This is a genomic window from Caulobacter sp. S45 (genome assembly GCF_009765965.1).
Classification (GTDB): domain Bacteria; phylum Pseudomonadota; class Alphaproteobacteria; order Caulobacterales; family Caulobacteraceae; genus CAHJWH01.
Map to the genome: position 1 here is coordinate 1,188,703 of NZ_LMUL01000014.1, position 15,519 is coordinate 1,204,221.

Here is a 15,519-nt window from a genome sequence, read left to right on the forward strand (position 1 = left end):
ATCACGACCGCCCCCGGATCAGCAGGAACGCGCTCGCCCCAGCCGCGAGCGACGCCCCCGCACATACCACGGCCGCGACATGGAACGCCCCGGTCAGGCCGGCGCCCTGGGACGCCAGCACCTTGCCTAGCAGGGCCGTGGCCACCAGGCCGCCGGTACGCGCCACCGCGCTGTTGAAGCCGGACGCCGAGCCGGTATGGGCCGGATCGACGGCGGCGAGCACGGCGGTGGTGAGGGGGGCGACGGCCCCGGCCATGCCGAACGCGATGACCAGGATGGCGGGCAGCACAGTGGTCCAATAACTCCCACCCGCGCCGATCCGCAGGGCCAGCAGGAAACCGACCGCGACCACCAGCGGGCCGACGGTCAACGGGATGCGCGATCCGATGCGCCCGGCCAAGCTGCCCATCGCCGGCGAGGTCAACGCCAGCACCAGCGGAAACGGTAGCAGCGATGCGCCGGCGGCCGTGGCGGAATAGCCCGCCGCCCGGATCAGCACATAGGGCGCGAGCACCAGCAGGCCGCTCAGGGCGCCGTACAGCAGCAAGGTCAGCGCGGTGAGCCCGACGAAGCTCGGCGCGGCGAACAGGGCGAGCGGCATCATCGCCCGCTCCCCCCTCTGCTGCTCGACCTTGAGGAAGGCCAGCATCAGGGCGCCGCCGGCCACGGCCGCGACAATCGCCGGAAGGGTCCAGCCCCTGGAACCCGAGCCGACCGTCAGGCCCCAGGTCAGGCCGCCCAGCGCCGCTGTCGCCAGCAGAGCGCCGAGCAGGTCCAGCGGCGGGCGTTCCCGCTGACGCGGCGGGTCGCGGACATAACGCAGGGCGAGACCGATGGCGGCGAGCGCCAGGGGCAGGTTCAACAGGAAGATCGAGCGCCAGCCCACCGTGTCGATCAGCCAGCCGCCGAGCACCGGGCCGGCGGCGGCGGTGACCGCCCCGATCGCCGCCCAGGTCCCGATCGCCTTGCCGCGCGCCTCCCCGGAAAAGGCCCCGCCCAGGATGGCCAGACTATTGGGCATCAGCAGCGCCGCGCCGACACCCTGCAAGCCTCGTCCAAGCAAGAGCCAGGGCAGGCTCGGCGCGAAGGTGCAGGCGGCCGAGGCGATGGCGAACAACGCGGTCCCGATCACCAGCAGCCTCCGCCGGCCGAACCGATCGCCCAGCGCGCCGCCGAACAGCAGCAGGGCGCTGAGCGGCAACAGATAGGCGTTGATCACCCATTGCAGGTCGGCGGCGGCGGCGTGGAGATTGTGGCCGATCGCGGGCAGCCCGACATTGACCACCGAGCCGTCGATGAACGCCAGGCTGGAGGCCAGGATGGTGGTCGCCAGGACCAGACGCGGATGCCGCGTCTCATGCTCCGACGCCGAGGCGTCGGCGCCGGCCGCGTCGCAGATCGTATGGATGGCGGCGTTCACGCCTGGCGGCCCTCGGTGTGGGGGCACCATTCCACGTGCAGGACCGGACGACCAGGACACCCACACGACCGGAACGCGCGCGATGGATACCGGCCCATCGCGGATTGGGAGAACGAAGCCGCCCACTGTGCGGGCATATAGCCCATCGTTCGGGCTTGAGTTTAGGGCCGCTAGATGTCAGGCAGATGTCAGGACGCAAATAATTGGTCGCCTCCTGGGGACGCTCATGGCCGACGAAAGCGAAACGAACACGGGCAAGCAGGTGATCGCCCGCGCCGCCGCCGTGCTCCGAACGCTGGAGAACCGCGACAGCGGCCGGACCCACGCGCAGATCGCCTGCGACACCGGATTGCCACGAACCACGGTGCAGCGGCTGGTCCAGGCCCTGGAGGCCCAGCAACTGGTCAGTTCCACCGCCGACGGGGTCCGGTTGGGACCGGCCCTGGCGCGCCTCGCCGCCTCCGCCCACACCGACGTACTCACCCTGGCCCGCCCCCACATGGAAGCGGCCGCGCGCCACACCCGTGAGACCGTGCATCTGTCGGTCATGCGGGGGGAGAACTCGATCCTGGTCGAGCAATGTCCATCCGACCAGATGCTGCGCGTGGTGTTCAGGGTGGGCGCGGCCCTACCGATGTATTGCACCTCCCACGGCAAGGCCATGCTGGCGCAGTTGAGCGACGACGAGATCGCGCGCTGTTTCAACGCCCCCTTCGAAGCTCGCACGCCGCGCACCCCGGTCTCGATCGCCGAATTGCTGACCCAGATCGAAGCCATCCGGCCCACCGGCGTCGCCGAGTCCCTGGAGGAACATACCGAAGGCGTGTGCGGCGTCGGCACGGTCATCCGGACGGGAACCGTCGACCGCTACGCCCTGTCGATAGGCGCCCCGACCCATCGCTTCGAGCGCGGTCGCGAGGCGCTGCGGGCGACCTTGCTGCGCTGCGTCAGCTCTATCGAGGCCAGTCTCGGGGCGAAGTAACCCCCTTTTTCATCCCATGGGCCGACCGATCCACGCGCCTCTTGGTCCGACAAACAGACGGTTGCTCAACTATTGCGCAATCTTCGTCGCGTATAGGCGCCGTCGCCGCAGCCCTGTGCCCGGCCGCCCACAAATGACCGCTGAGTGGGCCGATTGCCCACCTGCCGGTGCAATATCAGGTTTACATCGTCGTCGAGATGGACCAAACGCGTCGACGCCGAGCGCTGGAGTCGATCGACTCCCGCCGCCGCGACCACCAGTGGAACGAGCCTGCCCATGACCGCCATCGTCCGCATTGCGCTGTCGAGGCCGTATACGTTCATCGTCATGGCGGCGATGATCCTGATCGTCGGCGTGCTGGCGGCGATGCATACGCCAACGGACATCTTCCCCAACATCAAGGTGCCCGTGGTCGCGGTGGCCTGGACCTATACGGGCATGTCGCCCGACGACATGGCCGGCCGGATCGTCACGCCCTACGAGCGCTCGCTGACCACCACGGTCAACGACATCCAACATATCGAGGCGACCTCGCTGCAGGGCATCGGGGTGGTGAAGATCTACTTCCAACCCGGCGCCGACGTCCGCCTGGCCAACGCCCAGATCACCGCCATCTCCCAGACCCTGCTGCGCCAGCTGCCCCAGGGCACCACCCCACCGCTGGTGCTGAACTACAACGCCTCCACCGTGCCGATCGTGCAACTGGCCCTGGCCGGCAAGGGTCTTAGCGAGCAGCAGCTCTACGACTCCGGCCTGAACTTCATCCGCACGCGCCTGGTGACTGTGCCGGGCGCGGCCATCCCGCTGCCCTTCGGCGGCCGGATTCGCCAGATCCAGGTCGACCTCGATCCCCACGCACTGCAATCCAAGGGCCTGTCCGCCCAGGACGTCGGCAGCGCCATCTCGGCCCAGACCCAGATCACCCCCGCCGGCTTCGTCAAGATCGGCGCGTTCCAGTACAATCTGAAACTCAACAACGCGCCCGGCACCGTCGCCCAGCTCAACGCCCTGCCGATCCGCACCGTCAACGGCGCGGTGATCCGCATCGGCGACGTCGGGCATGTCCGCGACGGCTCCGCACCCCAGCAGAACGTGGTGCACGTGGACGGCCAGCGTTCGGTGCTGATGACGGTGCTGAAGTCCGGCGCCACCTCCACCATCGATATCGTCGCCGGCATCAAGGCCATGCTGCCCGAGCTGACCCCCGGCCTGCCCAAGGGCCTGACGATCACCCCGCTGAACGACCAGTCGATCTTCGTGAAGGCGGCGGTCGAGGGCGTGATGCGTGAGGGCGTGATCGCCGCCGCCCTAACCTCGCTGATGATCCTGCTGTTCCTGGGCTCGTGGCGCTCGACCCTGATCGTCGCCACCTCGATCCCGCTGTCGGTGCTTGCGGCGATCGCGGCGCTGTCGGCCTTCGGTCAAACCCTGAACGTGATGACGCTCGGCGGGCTGGCCCTGGCCGTGGGCATCCTGGTCGACGAAGCCACCGTGACCATCGAGAACATCAACTGGCACCTGGAGCAGGGCAAGGAAGTCCAGACCGCCATCCTGGACGGCGCGGACCAGATCGTGGTCCCGGCCTTCCTGTCGCTGCTCTGCATCTGCATCGTGTTCGTGCCGATGTTCTACCTGCCGGGCGTGTCCGGCTTCCTGTTCGTGCCGATGGCGCTGTCGGTGATCTTCGCCATGATCGCCTCGTTTCTGCTTTCGCGGACGCTGGTGCCGACCATGGCCAAATACCTGCTGAAGCCGCACCAGCCGCACTCGGGCCCGGGTCAGGTCAACACCCGCTCGCGCAACCCGCTGGTGATCTTCCAGCACGGGTTCGAACGTAACTTCGAGAAGGTGCGCTCGGTCTACGCCGGCCTGCTGACCCGCGCGCTCGGCGCACGCAAGGTGTTCATCATCGGCTTCATGATCTTCGTGATCGCCAGCCTGGGCCTAGTGCCGTTCCTGGGCCGCAACTTCTTCCCGACGGTGGATTCCGGCTCGATCGCCATGCACGTCCGCGCGCCGGTGGGCATGCGCATCGAAGAAACCTCGGCCCTGTTCATCCGGGTCGAGAACGAGGTGCGCAAGCAGATCCCGGCGTCCGAGCTCAGCGCCATCGTCGACAACATCGGCCTGTCCACCAGCGGCATCAACACCATCTACAACGCCTCGGGCACCATCGGCCCGAACGACGGCGACATCCTGATCAGCCTGAAGGAAGGCCATCGCCCGACGGCGGACTACGTCAAGCGGATGCGCCAGTCGCTGCCGCGGATGTTCCCCACCGCCAACTTCGCCTTCCTGCCCGCCGACATCACCAGCCAGATCCTGAACTTCGGTTCGCCCTCGCCGATCGACGTCCAGGTGGTCGGCAACGACCTGGCCGCCGACCAGGCCTACGCCCAGAAGATCCTCAAGGGCATCCGCGACATCAACGGCGTGGCCGACGCCCGTATCCAGCAGCCGGCCAGCTATCCGGAACTGGACTTCGAGGTCGACCGGACCCGGATCAACGAACTCGGCCTGACCGAGAACGACGTCACCTCCAGCGTGGCGACCTCGATCGGCGGCACAGCCACGACCAACCCCGTGTTCTGGTTGAACCCCAAGAACGGCGTGTCCTACCCCCTGGTGGCGCAGACGCCGGAATACATGGTCGACAGCCTGCAGAAGCTGCAGAACATCCCCGTCACCGGACGGGTCGGCGGCCTCGATCCGCAGGTGCTCGGCGCCTTGGGCTCGCTCTCCCGTGGATCGGCCCAGGCGGTCGTCTCCCAGTACGACATCCAGTCGCTGGTGGACGTCTACGCCACGCCGCAGGGCCGCGACCTCGGCGCCGTCGCCACCGACGTCAAGAAGGTGCTGGCCAAGCTCGACAAGCAGCGCCCAGCGACCGTCAAGGTGGTGCTGCGCGGCCAGTACGAGACGATGAACACCGCCTTCTCCGGCATGGGCTTCGGCCTGCTGGGCGCGATCGTGATGATCTACCTGCTGGTGGTGATCAACTTCCAGTCCTGGACCGACCCGCTGGTGATCATCTCGGCCCTGCCCGCGGCCCTCGCCGGGATCGCCTGGATGCTGTTCGCCACCGGCACCACCTTGTCGGTGCCGGCCCTGACCGGGGCGATCATGTGCATGGGCGTGGCCACCGCCAACTCCATCCTGGTGATCAGCTTCGCCCGGGAGCGGCTAGCCGCGACCGGGGACGCCGCACTCGCTGCGCTGGAAGCCGGAACCGTGCGCTTCCGCCCGGTGCTGATGACCGCGCTGGCGATGATCATCGGCATGGCGCCCATGGCGCTTGGCCTGGGCGACGGCGGCGAGCAGAACGCCCCGCTCGGACGCGCCGTGATCGGCGGCCTGTCCTTCGCCACCATCGCGACCCTGATCTTCGTGCCCACCGTGTTCGCCGTCGTCCACAGCCGCAAGCGCCGGACGCGCACCGCTCCGATCCAAGGATTGGCCCATGCTTGACGCACCCATGTCCCCCAATACCCACATCTCCTCCGACGACACCCATGGCGGCTTCCCGCCCGGCCACGCCGCCGTGCAACAGACGCCCATAAGCTCAGGGCGGCTGAAGCTCGTCGGGTTGGGCGTCGGCGGCCTGTTGCTGGTCGTGATCGTCCTGGGCGCCAGCAGCCGGTTGGCGGCGCACAAGGATCTCACCGCCATCAACACCGAGTCGGCCATCCCCACGGTCGTGGTGGTCCACCCGAAATCCAGCATCTCCAGCTCGCTGTCGCTGCCGGGCCGGCTACAGGCCTGGGCGGACGCGCCGGTCTATGCGCGCACCAACGGCTACCTGCACCGCTGGTACGCCGACATCGGCGATCACGTGAAAGCCGGCCAGGTCCTGGCCGATATCGAGACGCCCGACGTCGATCAGCAGCTGGTCGCCGCGACCGCCGCCCTGGCCACCGCCGACGCCCAGCGCTCGCTGGCCTCCACCACGTCCGAGCGCTGGGACCGCCTGGTCAAGGTCCACGCCGTTTCGCAGCAGGAAGCCGACCAGAACCGTGGCGCGCTGGCCGCCCGCCAGGCGGAGGAGAACGAGGCCCGCGCCAACGTCAGCCGGCTCCAGACCCTGACCGACTTCAAGCACATCGTCGCGCCGTTCGACGGAGTGGTCACCAGCCGCTCCACCGACATCGGCGCCCTGATCGTGGCCGGAGACGCGCGGGCGACCCCGTTGTTCTCGGTCGCCGACAACAGCCGGCTGCGCCTCTATGTCAGCGTGCCCCAGAACTACGCCGCCGCGATCAAGCCGGGCGTCACCGCCCAGTTCACCGTCCCCGATCGTCCGGGCCAGACCTTCACCGCCGATGTCGTCCGCCTCGCCGGTGCAGTGAACGCCCAGTCGGGCGCGATGCTGATCCAGTTGCTGTTCGACAACAAGGACGGCCTGCTGAAGCCGGGTGCCTACGCCCAGGTGAACTTCAACATCCCCCAGGCCAAGACCGCCACCGCCGGCACAACCGTGCGCATCCCCGCCAGCGCCCTGCTGTTCCGTAAGGAAGGCACCGCGGTCGCCGTGGTCGACCACAACGGACAGGTCGCCATCCGCCCGGTGCAGATCGCCCAGGACCTCGGCGCCGAGCTGGCCATCGGCGCGGGCCTGAGCGACCAGGACACGGTCATCGACAGCCCCTCGGACGCGATCGCGACCGGCGATCACGTCAAGCCGGCGCACGCAGCAGGCAAGGCCCCCAATGCGTAAGGCCTTCCCCCTCCCGCTCCTGGCTTCCGGGCTGCTGGCGAGCCTGCTGTCTGGCTGCAACCTGGCGCCCCCCTACGTCCCGCCGACCACGGCGGCGCCGACCGAGGCCTATAGCGACGTCGGCCCGTGGACTCCGGCCGCCCCGGCGGATGCGACCCCGCGCGGCCGCTGGTGGAACGTGATCGAGGACAGCCAGCTCGACACGCTGGAAGACCGCATCGACCACGACAACTTCACCCTCGCCGCGGCTTTGGCGCGCTACGACCAGGCTGTCGCCTTGTCCAAGCGTGCGAGCGCCAGCCTGTTGCCGGAGATCGACCTCGGCGGAACCGCAGAGCACGCCCACTACCCGAGTCTTCCGGAACACGACTTCACCCTCGGCGCCTCGGCCGGCTACGAGCTCGACCTGTGGGGCCGGGTCCGCAATATGGTCTCGGCCAGCCAGTCGGAAGCGCAGGCCAGCGCCGCCGATCTCGCCTCGATCCGCCTCAGCCTGCAGGGGCAGCTCGCCGACGCCTATCTCAACCTTCGCGGCTTCGACGCCCAGATCGACGTCCTGCGCCAGACCATCGACGACTACACCCAGGCGCTGACGCTGACATCGCAACGCTACGAAGGCGGCGCATCCAGCGAACTGGATGTCGGCCGCGCCAAGACCCAGCTCGGCGACGTGCAGGCGCAGTTCGAACAGACCGTGGCCAACCGAGCGCTGCTCGAGCACGCCATCGCGGTGCTGGTCGGCGAGTCCGCCTCGCGCTTCTCCATTGCGGAGCAGAAGGACCAACTCGCCCCGCCTCACGTTCCGGTGGAGGCGCCGTCCAGCCTGCTGCAACGCCGTCCCGACATCGCGTCGGCGGAGCGCCGGGTCGCCGAGGCCAACGCCAATATCGGCGTATTCCGCGCCGCCCTCTACCCAACCGTCACCCTGGCCGGCGCTGGCGGCTACGAGAGCATCGGCTCCGCCCTGCACGCCGCCGCTGGCTATTGGGCGGTCGGCCCCGCCTCCGTGTCGCTCCCGCTGTTCGACGGCGGCCGGCGGCACGCCGACGTGGTCCGCGCCCGGGCAGTGTTCGCCGAGACCTCGGCCAACTATCGCCAGACCGTGCTGGACGCCTTCCAGCAGGTCGAAGACCAGCTGACCCTGGCCAACCGCCTGGCCAGCGCCGAGGCCCGCCAACAGGAGGCGGTCGACGCCGCCGTCCAGACCGATGGCTTGGCCACGCGGCGCTATGTCGAAGGCGCCTCCGACTATCTCGAAGTGGTCACCGCCCAGACGGCCGAACTCCAGGCCCGGCAGGCCGACATCCAGATCCGCACCCAGCGCCTGGTGGCCAGCATCGACCTGGTCCGCGCGCTCGGCGGCGGCTGGACGACGGCGGAGCTTCAGCCGCATCCCAAGGTGGCGAAGAGCGGGATGGCGAAACCGGCGAGCTAGTGGCGACGCGACGCCTCATCGACCTTCTCCTCCCCCGCTTCGCAGGGGAGGAGATATTGGGTCGTCAGCCTCCAACCTTCCCCACCGCCGCCGGCTTGAACACGTTGTTGCTGCGGTCCTTGTCCGGCAGCACATGGTCGGGATCGATGGTCACCGACGTTATGGCCGTGGTGCTGTCCAGGCTCACGATCGCATCGCCACGCTGGATCCAGGTCTCGGCCGGCACAGCGATGCGCTGAGTGCGGCCGTCCTGGAACTTGACCTCCAGGGTGGCGGGCATGATCAGCCGGTCCAGGTTGGCCAGGGTGACGTGCGCGCCCTTGGCCGGATCGCCGCCCTCGTAGCGGACCCCGGTCACCGCCAGGTCCAGCGTCCAGTTGTTGAAGTACCAGCCGCGCCACCACCACGACAGGTCTTCGCCGGTCTCGCTGCTCATGGCGCGGAAGAAGTCCGATGGCTTGGGATGGCGGAAGGCCCAGTCGCGGATGAACTTGCGGAAGGCCGGGTCGAACCGTTCCGGCCCCAGGATCTGGTCGCGCAGCAGCCGCAGGCCGAGGGCGGATTTGAAGTAGGTCACCGGATGGCGGTACTTCTCCTGGATGGAGTCCGCCCGGGTCAGGATCGGCGGCGCGTCGGGATCGGCCAGGATGGGCAGGATCTCGTCCACCGGATTGCCGCCGCCCGGCGCGTATTCGCTGTCGCGCTTGGGGCCGTAGACCCCGTTCGCGAAATCGTCGGACTCGAAGGTGTCGATGAAGGTGTTGAAGCCCTCGTCCATCCAGGCGTCCCGGCGCTCGTCGAAGCCGACGGTCATCGGGAACCAGGTGTGGCCGATCTCGTGGGCGGTGATCCAGAACAGGGTCTTGCCCTTGTCGTCGATCCCGTCGAACGCCATGCCCGGATATTCCATGCCCGTGGCGCCGCCGGCGATGTTGATCGCAGCGGGATACGGATAGGGATACCAGCGCTTGGAGAAGTGCTCGACGCTATCCTTCAGGTACTCGGTCGACCGGCCCCAATTGCCCGGCCCGACGCTTTCCACCGGGTAGAAGGATTCCGCCAGCGCGGTCTTGCCGTCCGGCAGGTTGATACGCGCGGCGTCCCAGACGAAGGCCCTGGAGGCGCTGAAGGCCACGTCGCGGGTATTGCTCATGTGGTAGCGCCAGGTCTTGGTCCCGAAGGCGGCAGGTCCACTCCCCACCTCCTCCGGTGTGCGGATCATCACCGTGCTATCGCTGGCGTGCGCCTGGGCCAGGCGCTGGCGCTGCAGGGGGGTGAGCACCTCGTCGGCGTTGGTCAGCAGCCCGGTGCCGGCGACCAGCATGTCGGCGGGAACGGTCACGGCGTAGTCGAAGTCGCCGTACTCCAGATAGAACTCCTGGGCGAGGTAGGGCAGCGGGTCCCAGCCGCGCACGTCGTCATAGACCGCCATGCGCGGATACCACTGGGCGATGTCGTAGATTTCGCCCTTGGGCGTGGCCATCCAGGCCGTACGGCCGCCAAACAGGCCGGGCACCGTGTAGTGGTAGCTGACGTGCAGCTTGATCTTGCCACCCGCGCCCTTCAGCGCCTCGGGCAACGTCACCTGCATGCGGGTGTCGGACACCAGCCAGTCGGCCTTCACCCGCTGGCCGTCGCGCTCGACCTCGACCGAGTCGATGGCGTAGCCGTCGGTGAACTCGGCGTGGCGGCGATGATCGTTGGATAGGGTCCCGCGCGCATCGCGGCGATAGGTGTTCTGGTCCAGTTGCACCCACAGGGTCGCCAGCACGTCGGGGCTGTTGTTGGTGTAGGTGATGGTCTCGCTGGCGTGGATCTGCTTGGTCGAGGTGTCCAGGGTGGCGTGGATGTCGTAGTCGGCGCGGTTCTGCCAGTAGCTGGGTCCCGGCGCGCCGTTGGACGAACGGTAAGCGTTCACCGGCCCGGGCAGGTCGATGGGCGCGAAGGCGCGTACCGGATCGTAGACGGAAGCGGTCGCGGCGAAGGCCCCAGGACCGATGATCGCGCCGCAGGACAGGACCGTCGTGACTAGAAAAGCCCGAAGCGTACGCGACATGCCGAACCCCTGTTCCCTACTGCGGAAGTCCAGGCGCTAACAGAGGCGCGGCCAAAGGCCAAGCTCGGTGGCGTCGACCTGACGCCGAGGCGATGCGATGATATAACATTACACATATTCGGCTTCGTCCGTGACGCGTTCGATCGAGCATCGACGCGTGTCGGCCGGCCTCACGCCTCGTTCAAGGCGCCAATAAAAAGCCCGGCCCGCCCGACCCCGAGGGCGGACCGGGGTTCGACAGTGGTCAGGCGTGTACGCCGACCTCGTCGGCTATGCCCACCGCCGCGTCGAAACCGTCCATGACCCGCTGGTGCCATTCGGCGACCCGAGTGCGGAACCCAGGGTGGGTCAGGATGAAAAACTCGCCGTGCTCGATGGCGTGGACCACGAACAGGCCGACCTGATCCCCGCTCAGCCCCTGCTTCAGAGCGGCGGCGATCACCTGGCCCTCGGGCATGACCGTGGCGCCGCCGAAGCGGTCGGGACGCACGCGGTGGGAGCGGTAGATTTCGGTGTCCACCGCCTGGGGGCAGAGCACCGAGACCCCGACCTTGCTGCCGTCCACCGCCTCCGCCAGCCCCTGGGACAGGGCCACCACCGCCATCTTGCTGGCCGAGTAGAGGCCGTGATGCATCCCCGGCCGACTCTGCAGCCCGGCGGTGGAGGCGGTGTTGACCATGTGCGCCTCTTCGCCATGGGCGCGCAGCTTGGGGGTGAAGGCCTTGATGCCGTTCATCACCCCGAACACGTTGACCCCGAACACCCAGTCGATGTCGTTGTCCGGCGTCTGGTCCAGCGGGCGGCCCGGATAGCCGACGCCGGCGTTGTTACAGACGATGTGCAGCTTGCCGAAGTCGCGCTCCATCGCGTCGGCGGCGGCGTAGACGGCTGCGCGGTCCGACACGTCCAGCACATAGGTCCGCGCCGTCACCCCCTTGGCCTCGACCTCGGCCTTCACCGCGTCGAGTTGGCCCGCGTCGATGTCGGCCAGGGCGATGTTCACCCCGCGCTCGGCCAAGCGATGGGCGATGCCCCGCCCGATGCCGCTGCCGGCGCCGGTGACCACGGCGGTCTTGCCCTTCAGGTCCTTGATCATGAGTCGGGTCCTTAGTTTCCTATTCGCCGGGAAGGGTCTGGTGTTCGAGCCGCAGGCCAGGTTCGCGCCACTGGGTCTCCACCAGCCGTCCCTCGTGGGACAGGGTGATCCAGGCCGTGCACATGTCGGCCCCGCCAAAGCAGATGTTGGTGGGCAGCATGTCGGGCACCGCCTCGCGCCGCACGAGGCCGGTGGCAGGGTCGAACTCCGAAACGGCGGCGCGGTACAGGGTGGCCACGCACACCCGTCCCGAGGCCGAGACAGCCAGGCTGTCGAACAGGCCCCGCCCGCCATCGGACCCCACGACGTCGCCGCCGTGCAAAGCTGGCCAGGTCCGCTTGCGCAGTTCGCCCGGGCCGGTCACGTCCCAGGCCATCAGCCGACCGGTGATGGTCTCCGACATGTAGAGCGTCTTGTGATCGGGCGAGAGGCCGACGCCATTGGGCGTCATCAGCCCGCCCACCACCTCGCGGATCTCCGAACCATCGGCCTTGGCCCAGTAGATGTAGCCGAAGTCCAGGTCGCGCTCGCGGCGCTTGCCGTTGTCGGTGAACCAGAAGCCGCCGTGACGGTCGAACACCAGGTCGTTGGGGCCACCCAACAGGTGCGCGCCGCAGCGGTCATACAGCCGCTCCAGCTTGCCGGTCGACAGGTCGACCACGTCGATCGAACCGCCCTTGAAGCTCGCCCCGGTCAGCTTGGGCCGCAGGAAGGCGCCGTCGCGCACCCAACCCATACCGCCATTGTTGCAGAGATAGATGCGCCCGTCCGGCCCGACCGCCGCCCCGTTCGGACCGCCGGGGACCTTGGCCGCCACCTCGACACGGCCGTCGGGCCTCACCCGGCTCAGCGTCTCGCGCGCCATCTCCACCAGCAGCACCGACCCGTCGGGCATGGCCACGGGTCCCTCGGGAAACTGCAGGCCAGACGCCAGTACACGCATCCTGGATGGTTCCTTCCCACGCCGTCCGTCGCATGGCGCGCGAACCGGTCATCTCGTTGTCGCCAACCTTAGGCCGACGGCGGAAAGCGGTGCTGTCCTCCTCGCTTGGGGACTGTCCCCGCCTGTGGAGGACAGAGGCGGCCAACCTATGCGCATAGGTTTCCTGACAATGGTCGCCTGTGCCGATCTCGACCTGCACGGCGGCCGCAACGCCAAGGATCGGCCAGAGCTTTCGAGTTTCTGGCCGCCAAGATCCGGAACATAGCGGGAGACGACGTGAGCACCAGTCAAGTCACGGTCAAGGAAGAGACCCACAAGGGCTATGCGTTGACCACCTGGGAACTCGGCGCGGGTCCGCCGCTGCTGTTCCTGCACGGCGCCGGCGGCGCGGCCAACATGTTCGCCGGCGAGCAGCCCGCGGCGTTCCTGATCGAGCTCGCCAAGTCCTTCCGCGTGATCGTGCCCGAGCATCCGGGCTTCGGCGTCAAGGAACGCCCCGATTGGCTCGATAACATCCACGACATGGCCTACTTCTACCTGGACTACCTCAAGGGGCTGGACCTCGGCGGCGTGCACGTGGTCGGCCAGTCGCTCGGTGGCTGGATCGCGCTGGAGATGGCGGTGCGCGACACCTCCGACATCGCCTCGCTGACGGTGGCGGGCGCGGCCGGCCTGCGGCTCAAGGGGATCAAGAAGGAAGACATCTTCCTGTGGACCCGCGACGACTTCGTGCGCCACATGTTCCGCAATCCCGAGGTCGCCAAGGCCTTCGCCGCCCACGAGCCCTCGCCCGACCAACTCAAGGCTATGCTGCGCAACAACGAGACCCTGGCCCTGCTGGCCTGGGAGCCGCGCATGTACGATCCCAACCTGGACAAGTGGCTGCATCGCATCGACGTGCCGACCCACGTGATCTGGGCCGACGACGACGTGGTCATGCCGCGACCCTACGGCGAAGGGATCACCGCGCTGGTCAAGGGCGCCAAGTTCTCCGTGGTGCCCAAGACCGGGCATCTGCTGCACCTGGACGAACCCCAGGCGTTCAGCCAGGCCGTTCAATCCTTCATCATGGAGCAAGCCGCGTGATGAAATACTATTTCATGACCCTGATGCCCTACGCCGCCATCGATCAGGCGGAACGGCTCAAGTACGACTCGGCCTGGGTGACGCTGCCCAACAGCCTGTACGATCCCAAGGAAGGCGCGCGCCTCTACCAGGAATACATCGACGACCTGGTCCGCGCCGACCAGCTGGGTTTCGACGGCGTGTGCGTGAACGAGCACCACCAGACCGCCTACGGCATGATGCCCTCGCCGATCGTGATCGCCTCGATCCTGGCCCGCGAGACCAAGAACTGCAAGATCGCCATCCTGGGCAGCGCCATCCCCCTGCGCGATCACCCGCTGACGCTCGCCGAAGAGCACGCGATGATCGACACCATCTCCAAAGGGCGCCTGATCACCGGCATGGTGCGCGGCATCGGGGCGGAATACCACGCCTTCGGGACCAACCCGGCCAAGTCGCACGAGCGGTTCCACGAGGCCCACGACCTGATCATCAAGGCCTGGACCCAGCCCGGCCCGTTCCACTACGAGAGCAAGCACTACGACTTCAAGTATGTGAATATCTGGCCGACGCCCTACCAGAAGCCGCATCCGCCGATCTGGATACCGTCGCAGGGCTCGCAGGAAACCATCGAGTTCGCCTCCCACCCGGACCACAAGTACACCTACCTGCAGACCTTCAGCCCTGCGGTGCAGGTGAAGAAGTTCCTCGACGCCTATCGCCAGCAGGCCGAAACCTACGGCTACGAAGCCGACGACAGCCAGCTCGGCTGGTCGGTGCCGGTCTATGTCGGCGAGACCGACGAGCAGGCGATCAAGGAGGCGCGTCCCCACTTCGACGCCTTCCGCACCATCTTCGCCAAGATGCCGATGCCGATGCTGCTGCCGCCCGGCTACACCTCGGTCAACTCGCTGATGCGGTTGATGGGCCGTGGCAATGTCAGCCATACGCCGACGCTGGAAGAGGCGATCAAGGACGGCATCATCATCTGCGGTAGCGCCGACACGGTGCGCGAGAAGCTCGCCGAGCATCACGACAACATCCGCTTCGGCCACTTCCTGGCCAACCTGCAGTTCGGCACCATGCCGGCCGAGATGACCAAGGCCAACATGCATCGCTTCGCCGAACAGGTGATGGAGCCGCTGCGGGCACGCAAGGAAACCAAGCAGAAGACCAAGCAGGACAACCTCGCGCCCGTGGCGTAGGACCACGGGATGAGCAAGAGCGAAGACGCGCCCTTCATCGTGGGCCTCGGCGGCAGTACGCGGCCGGGGTCCTCGACGGAGCGGGCGGTGAGACTGTCCCTGGACGCCGCCGAGGCGCTGGGGGCGACGACCCAACTGTTCGACGGCCCGTTCCTGTGCGCCCTGCCGCATTACGGCGCGGGCACCACGGTGCACACGCCCGAACAGCACGCGCTGATCGACGCGGTCTCGCGCTGCGATGGGATCATCGTCGGCTCGCCGGGCTATCACGGCAGCATCTCGGGCCTGATCAAGAACGCGCTCGACACCCTGGAGGCGCTGTCCAAGACCACGCCGGTCTATCTGGACAACCGCGCCTTCGGCTGCATCGTCACCGCCTATGGCTGGCAGGCCTGCGGCACCACCCTGGTGACGCTGCGCACCATCGCCCACGCCCTGCGCGCCTGGCCGACCCCGCTCGGCGTGACCATCAACGCCGCCCTGCCCCTGTTCGACGAGGAAGGGCGCTGTGTGGACGACAGCGCGGCCGCCCAGCTCAAGCTGGTCGCCGCCCAGACGGTGGAGTTCGCCCGTAAGTCCTCGGCCCTGCGGCGGGCCGCCTGA

The 15,519-nt window shown here is 67.9% G+C and carries 11 protein-coding genes; 7 read left to right on the forward strand and 4 right to left on the reverse strand.

Annotation, left to right across the window (positions count from 1 at the left end; genetic code table 11):
* Position 1 precedes the first annotated feature (1 nt).
* Positions 2–1,420 (reverse strand): MFS transporter, encoded by a 1,419-nt coding sequence (locus GSQ87_RS12475; RefSeq protein ID WP_216839257.1) that lies wholly within the window; start codon positions 1,418–1,420, stop codon positions 2–4.
* 226 nt (positions 1,421–1,646) lie between these two features.
* Between GSQ87_RS12475 and GSQ87_RS12480 the strand changes: the two genes are divergently transcribed.
* The 4 genes from GSQ87_RS12480 to GSQ87_RS12495 all read left to right on the forward strand — a co-directional run bounded on the left by GSQ87_RS12480 (position 1,647) and on the right by GSQ87_RS12495 (position 8,551).
* Complete coding sequence (locus GSQ87_RS12480; protein WP_158915752.1) at positions 1,647–2,402, forward strand: IclR family transcriptional regulator; 756 nt, start codon at positions 1,647–1,649, stop codon at positions 2,400–2,402.
* Between the two features lie 276 nt (positions 2,403–2,678).
* A complete protein-coding gene (locus GSQ87_RS12485; RefSeq protein WP_158915753.1) occupies positions 2,679–5,870 on the forward strand; it encodes an efflux RND transporter permease subunit in 3,192 nt (1,063 codons plus the stop codon).
* Positions 5,863–7,116: an efflux RND transporter periplasmic adaptor subunit gene (locus tag GSQ87_RS12490; protein ID WP_174241430.1), complete on the forward strand. Its 1,254-nt coding sequence runs from the start codon at positions 5,863–5,865 to the stop codon at positions 7,114–7,116. The genes GSQ87_RS12485 and GSQ87_RS12490 overlap by 8 nt, the downstream gene beginning before the upstream one ends.
* Positions 7,109–8,551 carry an efflux transporter outer membrane subunit gene (locus tag GSQ87_RS12495; protein WP_158915754.1) on the forward strand — a complete coding sequence of 481 codons (1,443 nt, stop codon included), beginning with the start codon at positions 7,109–7,111 and terminating at the stop codon, positions 8,549–8,551. Before GSQ87_RS12490 ends, GSQ87_RS12495 begins: the two co-directional genes overlap by 8 nt.
* A gap of 64 nt (positions 8,552–8,615) precedes the next feature.
* On the opposite strand, the gene GSQ87_RS12500 is transcribed toward GSQ87_RS12495, so the two are convergent.
* The 3 genes from GSQ87_RS12500 to GSQ87_RS12510 form a co-directional block, all read right to left on the reverse strand.
* Entirely contained in the window at positions 8,616–10,607 is a 1,992-nt protein-coding gene (locus GSQ87_RS12500; protein WP_158915755.1) for a M1 family metallopeptidase, read from the reverse strand.
* A gap of 244 nt (positions 10,608–10,851) precedes the next feature.
* Positions 10,852–11,703: an SDR family NAD(P)-dependent oxidoreductase gene (locus tag GSQ87_RS12505; protein ID WP_158915756.1), complete on the reverse strand. Its 852-nt coding sequence runs from the start codon at positions 11,701–11,703 to the stop codon at positions 10,852–10,854.
* Positions 11,704–11,722: 19 nt separating this feature from the next.
* Positions 11,723–12,646: an SMP-30/gluconolactonase/LRE family protein gene (locus tag GSQ87_RS12510; RefSeq protein WP_158915757.1), complete on the reverse strand. Its 924-nt coding sequence runs from the start codon at positions 12,644–12,646 to the stop codon at positions 11,723–11,725.
* A gap of 276 nt (positions 12,647–12,922) precedes the next feature.
* Between GSQ87_RS12510 and GSQ87_RS12515 the strand changes: the two genes are divergently transcribed.
* The 3 genes from GSQ87_RS12515 to GSQ87_RS12525 are packed head-to-tail and all read left to right on the forward strand — an operon-like array spanning position 12,923 to position 15,519.
* The gene (locus GSQ87_RS12515; RefSeq protein ID WP_158915758.1) at positions 12,923–13,732 is read left to right on the forward strand and encodes an alpha/beta fold hydrolase; all 810 of its coding nucleotides are present in this window, start codon (positions 12,923–12,925) and stop codon (positions 13,730–13,732) included.
* Positions 13,732–14,916 carry an LLM class flavin-dependent oxidoreductase gene (locus tag GSQ87_RS12520; RefSeq protein WP_158915759.1) on the forward strand — a complete coding sequence of 395 codons (1,185 nt, stop codon included), beginning with the start codon at positions 13,732–13,734 and terminating at the stop codon, positions 14,914–14,916. The genes GSQ87_RS12515 and GSQ87_RS12520 overlap by 1 nt, the downstream gene beginning before the upstream one ends.
* Before the next feature lie 9 nt (positions 14,917–14,925).
* Positions 14,926–15,519: an NADPH-dependent FMN reductase gene (locus GSQ87_RS12525; RefSeq protein ID WP_158915760.1), complete on the forward strand. Its 594-nt coding sequence runs from the start codon at positions 14,926–14,928 to the stop codon at positions 15,517–15,519.

Excerpts from the sequence above, each read along its gene's own strand:
- GSQ87_RS12505 (WP_158915756.1), bottom strand. The coding sequence starts at position 11,703 with ATGATCAAGGACCTGAAGGGCAAGACCGCCGTGGTCACCGGCGCCGGC.
- GSQ87_RS12495 (WP_158915754.1), top strand. The coding sequence starts at position 7,109 with ATGCGTAAGGCCTTCCCCCTCCCGCTCCTGGCTTCCGGGCTGCTGGCG.
- GSQ87_RS12510 (WP_158915757.1), bottom strand. The coding sequence starts at position 12,646 with ATGCGTGTACTGGCGTCTGGCCTGCAGTTTCCCGAGGGACCCGTGGCC.
- GSQ87_RS12485 (WP_158915753.1), top strand. The coding sequence starts at position 2,679 with ATGACCGCCATCGTCCGCATTGCGCTGTCGAGGCCGTATACGTTCATC.
- GSQ87_RS12525 (WP_158915760.1), top strand. The coding sequence starts at position 14,926 with ATGAGCAAGAGCGAAGACGCGCCCTTCATCGTGGGCCTCGGCGGCAGT.
- GSQ87_RS12490 (WP_174241430.1), top strand. The coding sequence starts at position 5,863 with ATGCTTGACGCACCCATGTCCCCCAATACCCACATCTCCTCCGACGAC.
- GSQ87_RS12500 (WP_158915755.1), bottom strand. The coding sequence starts at position 10,607 with ATGTCGCGTACGCTTCGGGCTTTTCTAGTCACGACGGTCCTGTCCTGC.
- GSQ87_RS12520 (WP_158915759.1), top strand. The coding sequence starts at position 13,732 with ATGAAATACTATTTCATGACCCTGATGCCCTACGCCGCCATCGATCAG.
- GSQ87_RS12480 (WP_158915752.1), top strand. The coding sequence starts at position 1,647 with ATGGCCGACGAAAGCGAAACGAACACGGGCAAGCAGGTGATCGCCCGC.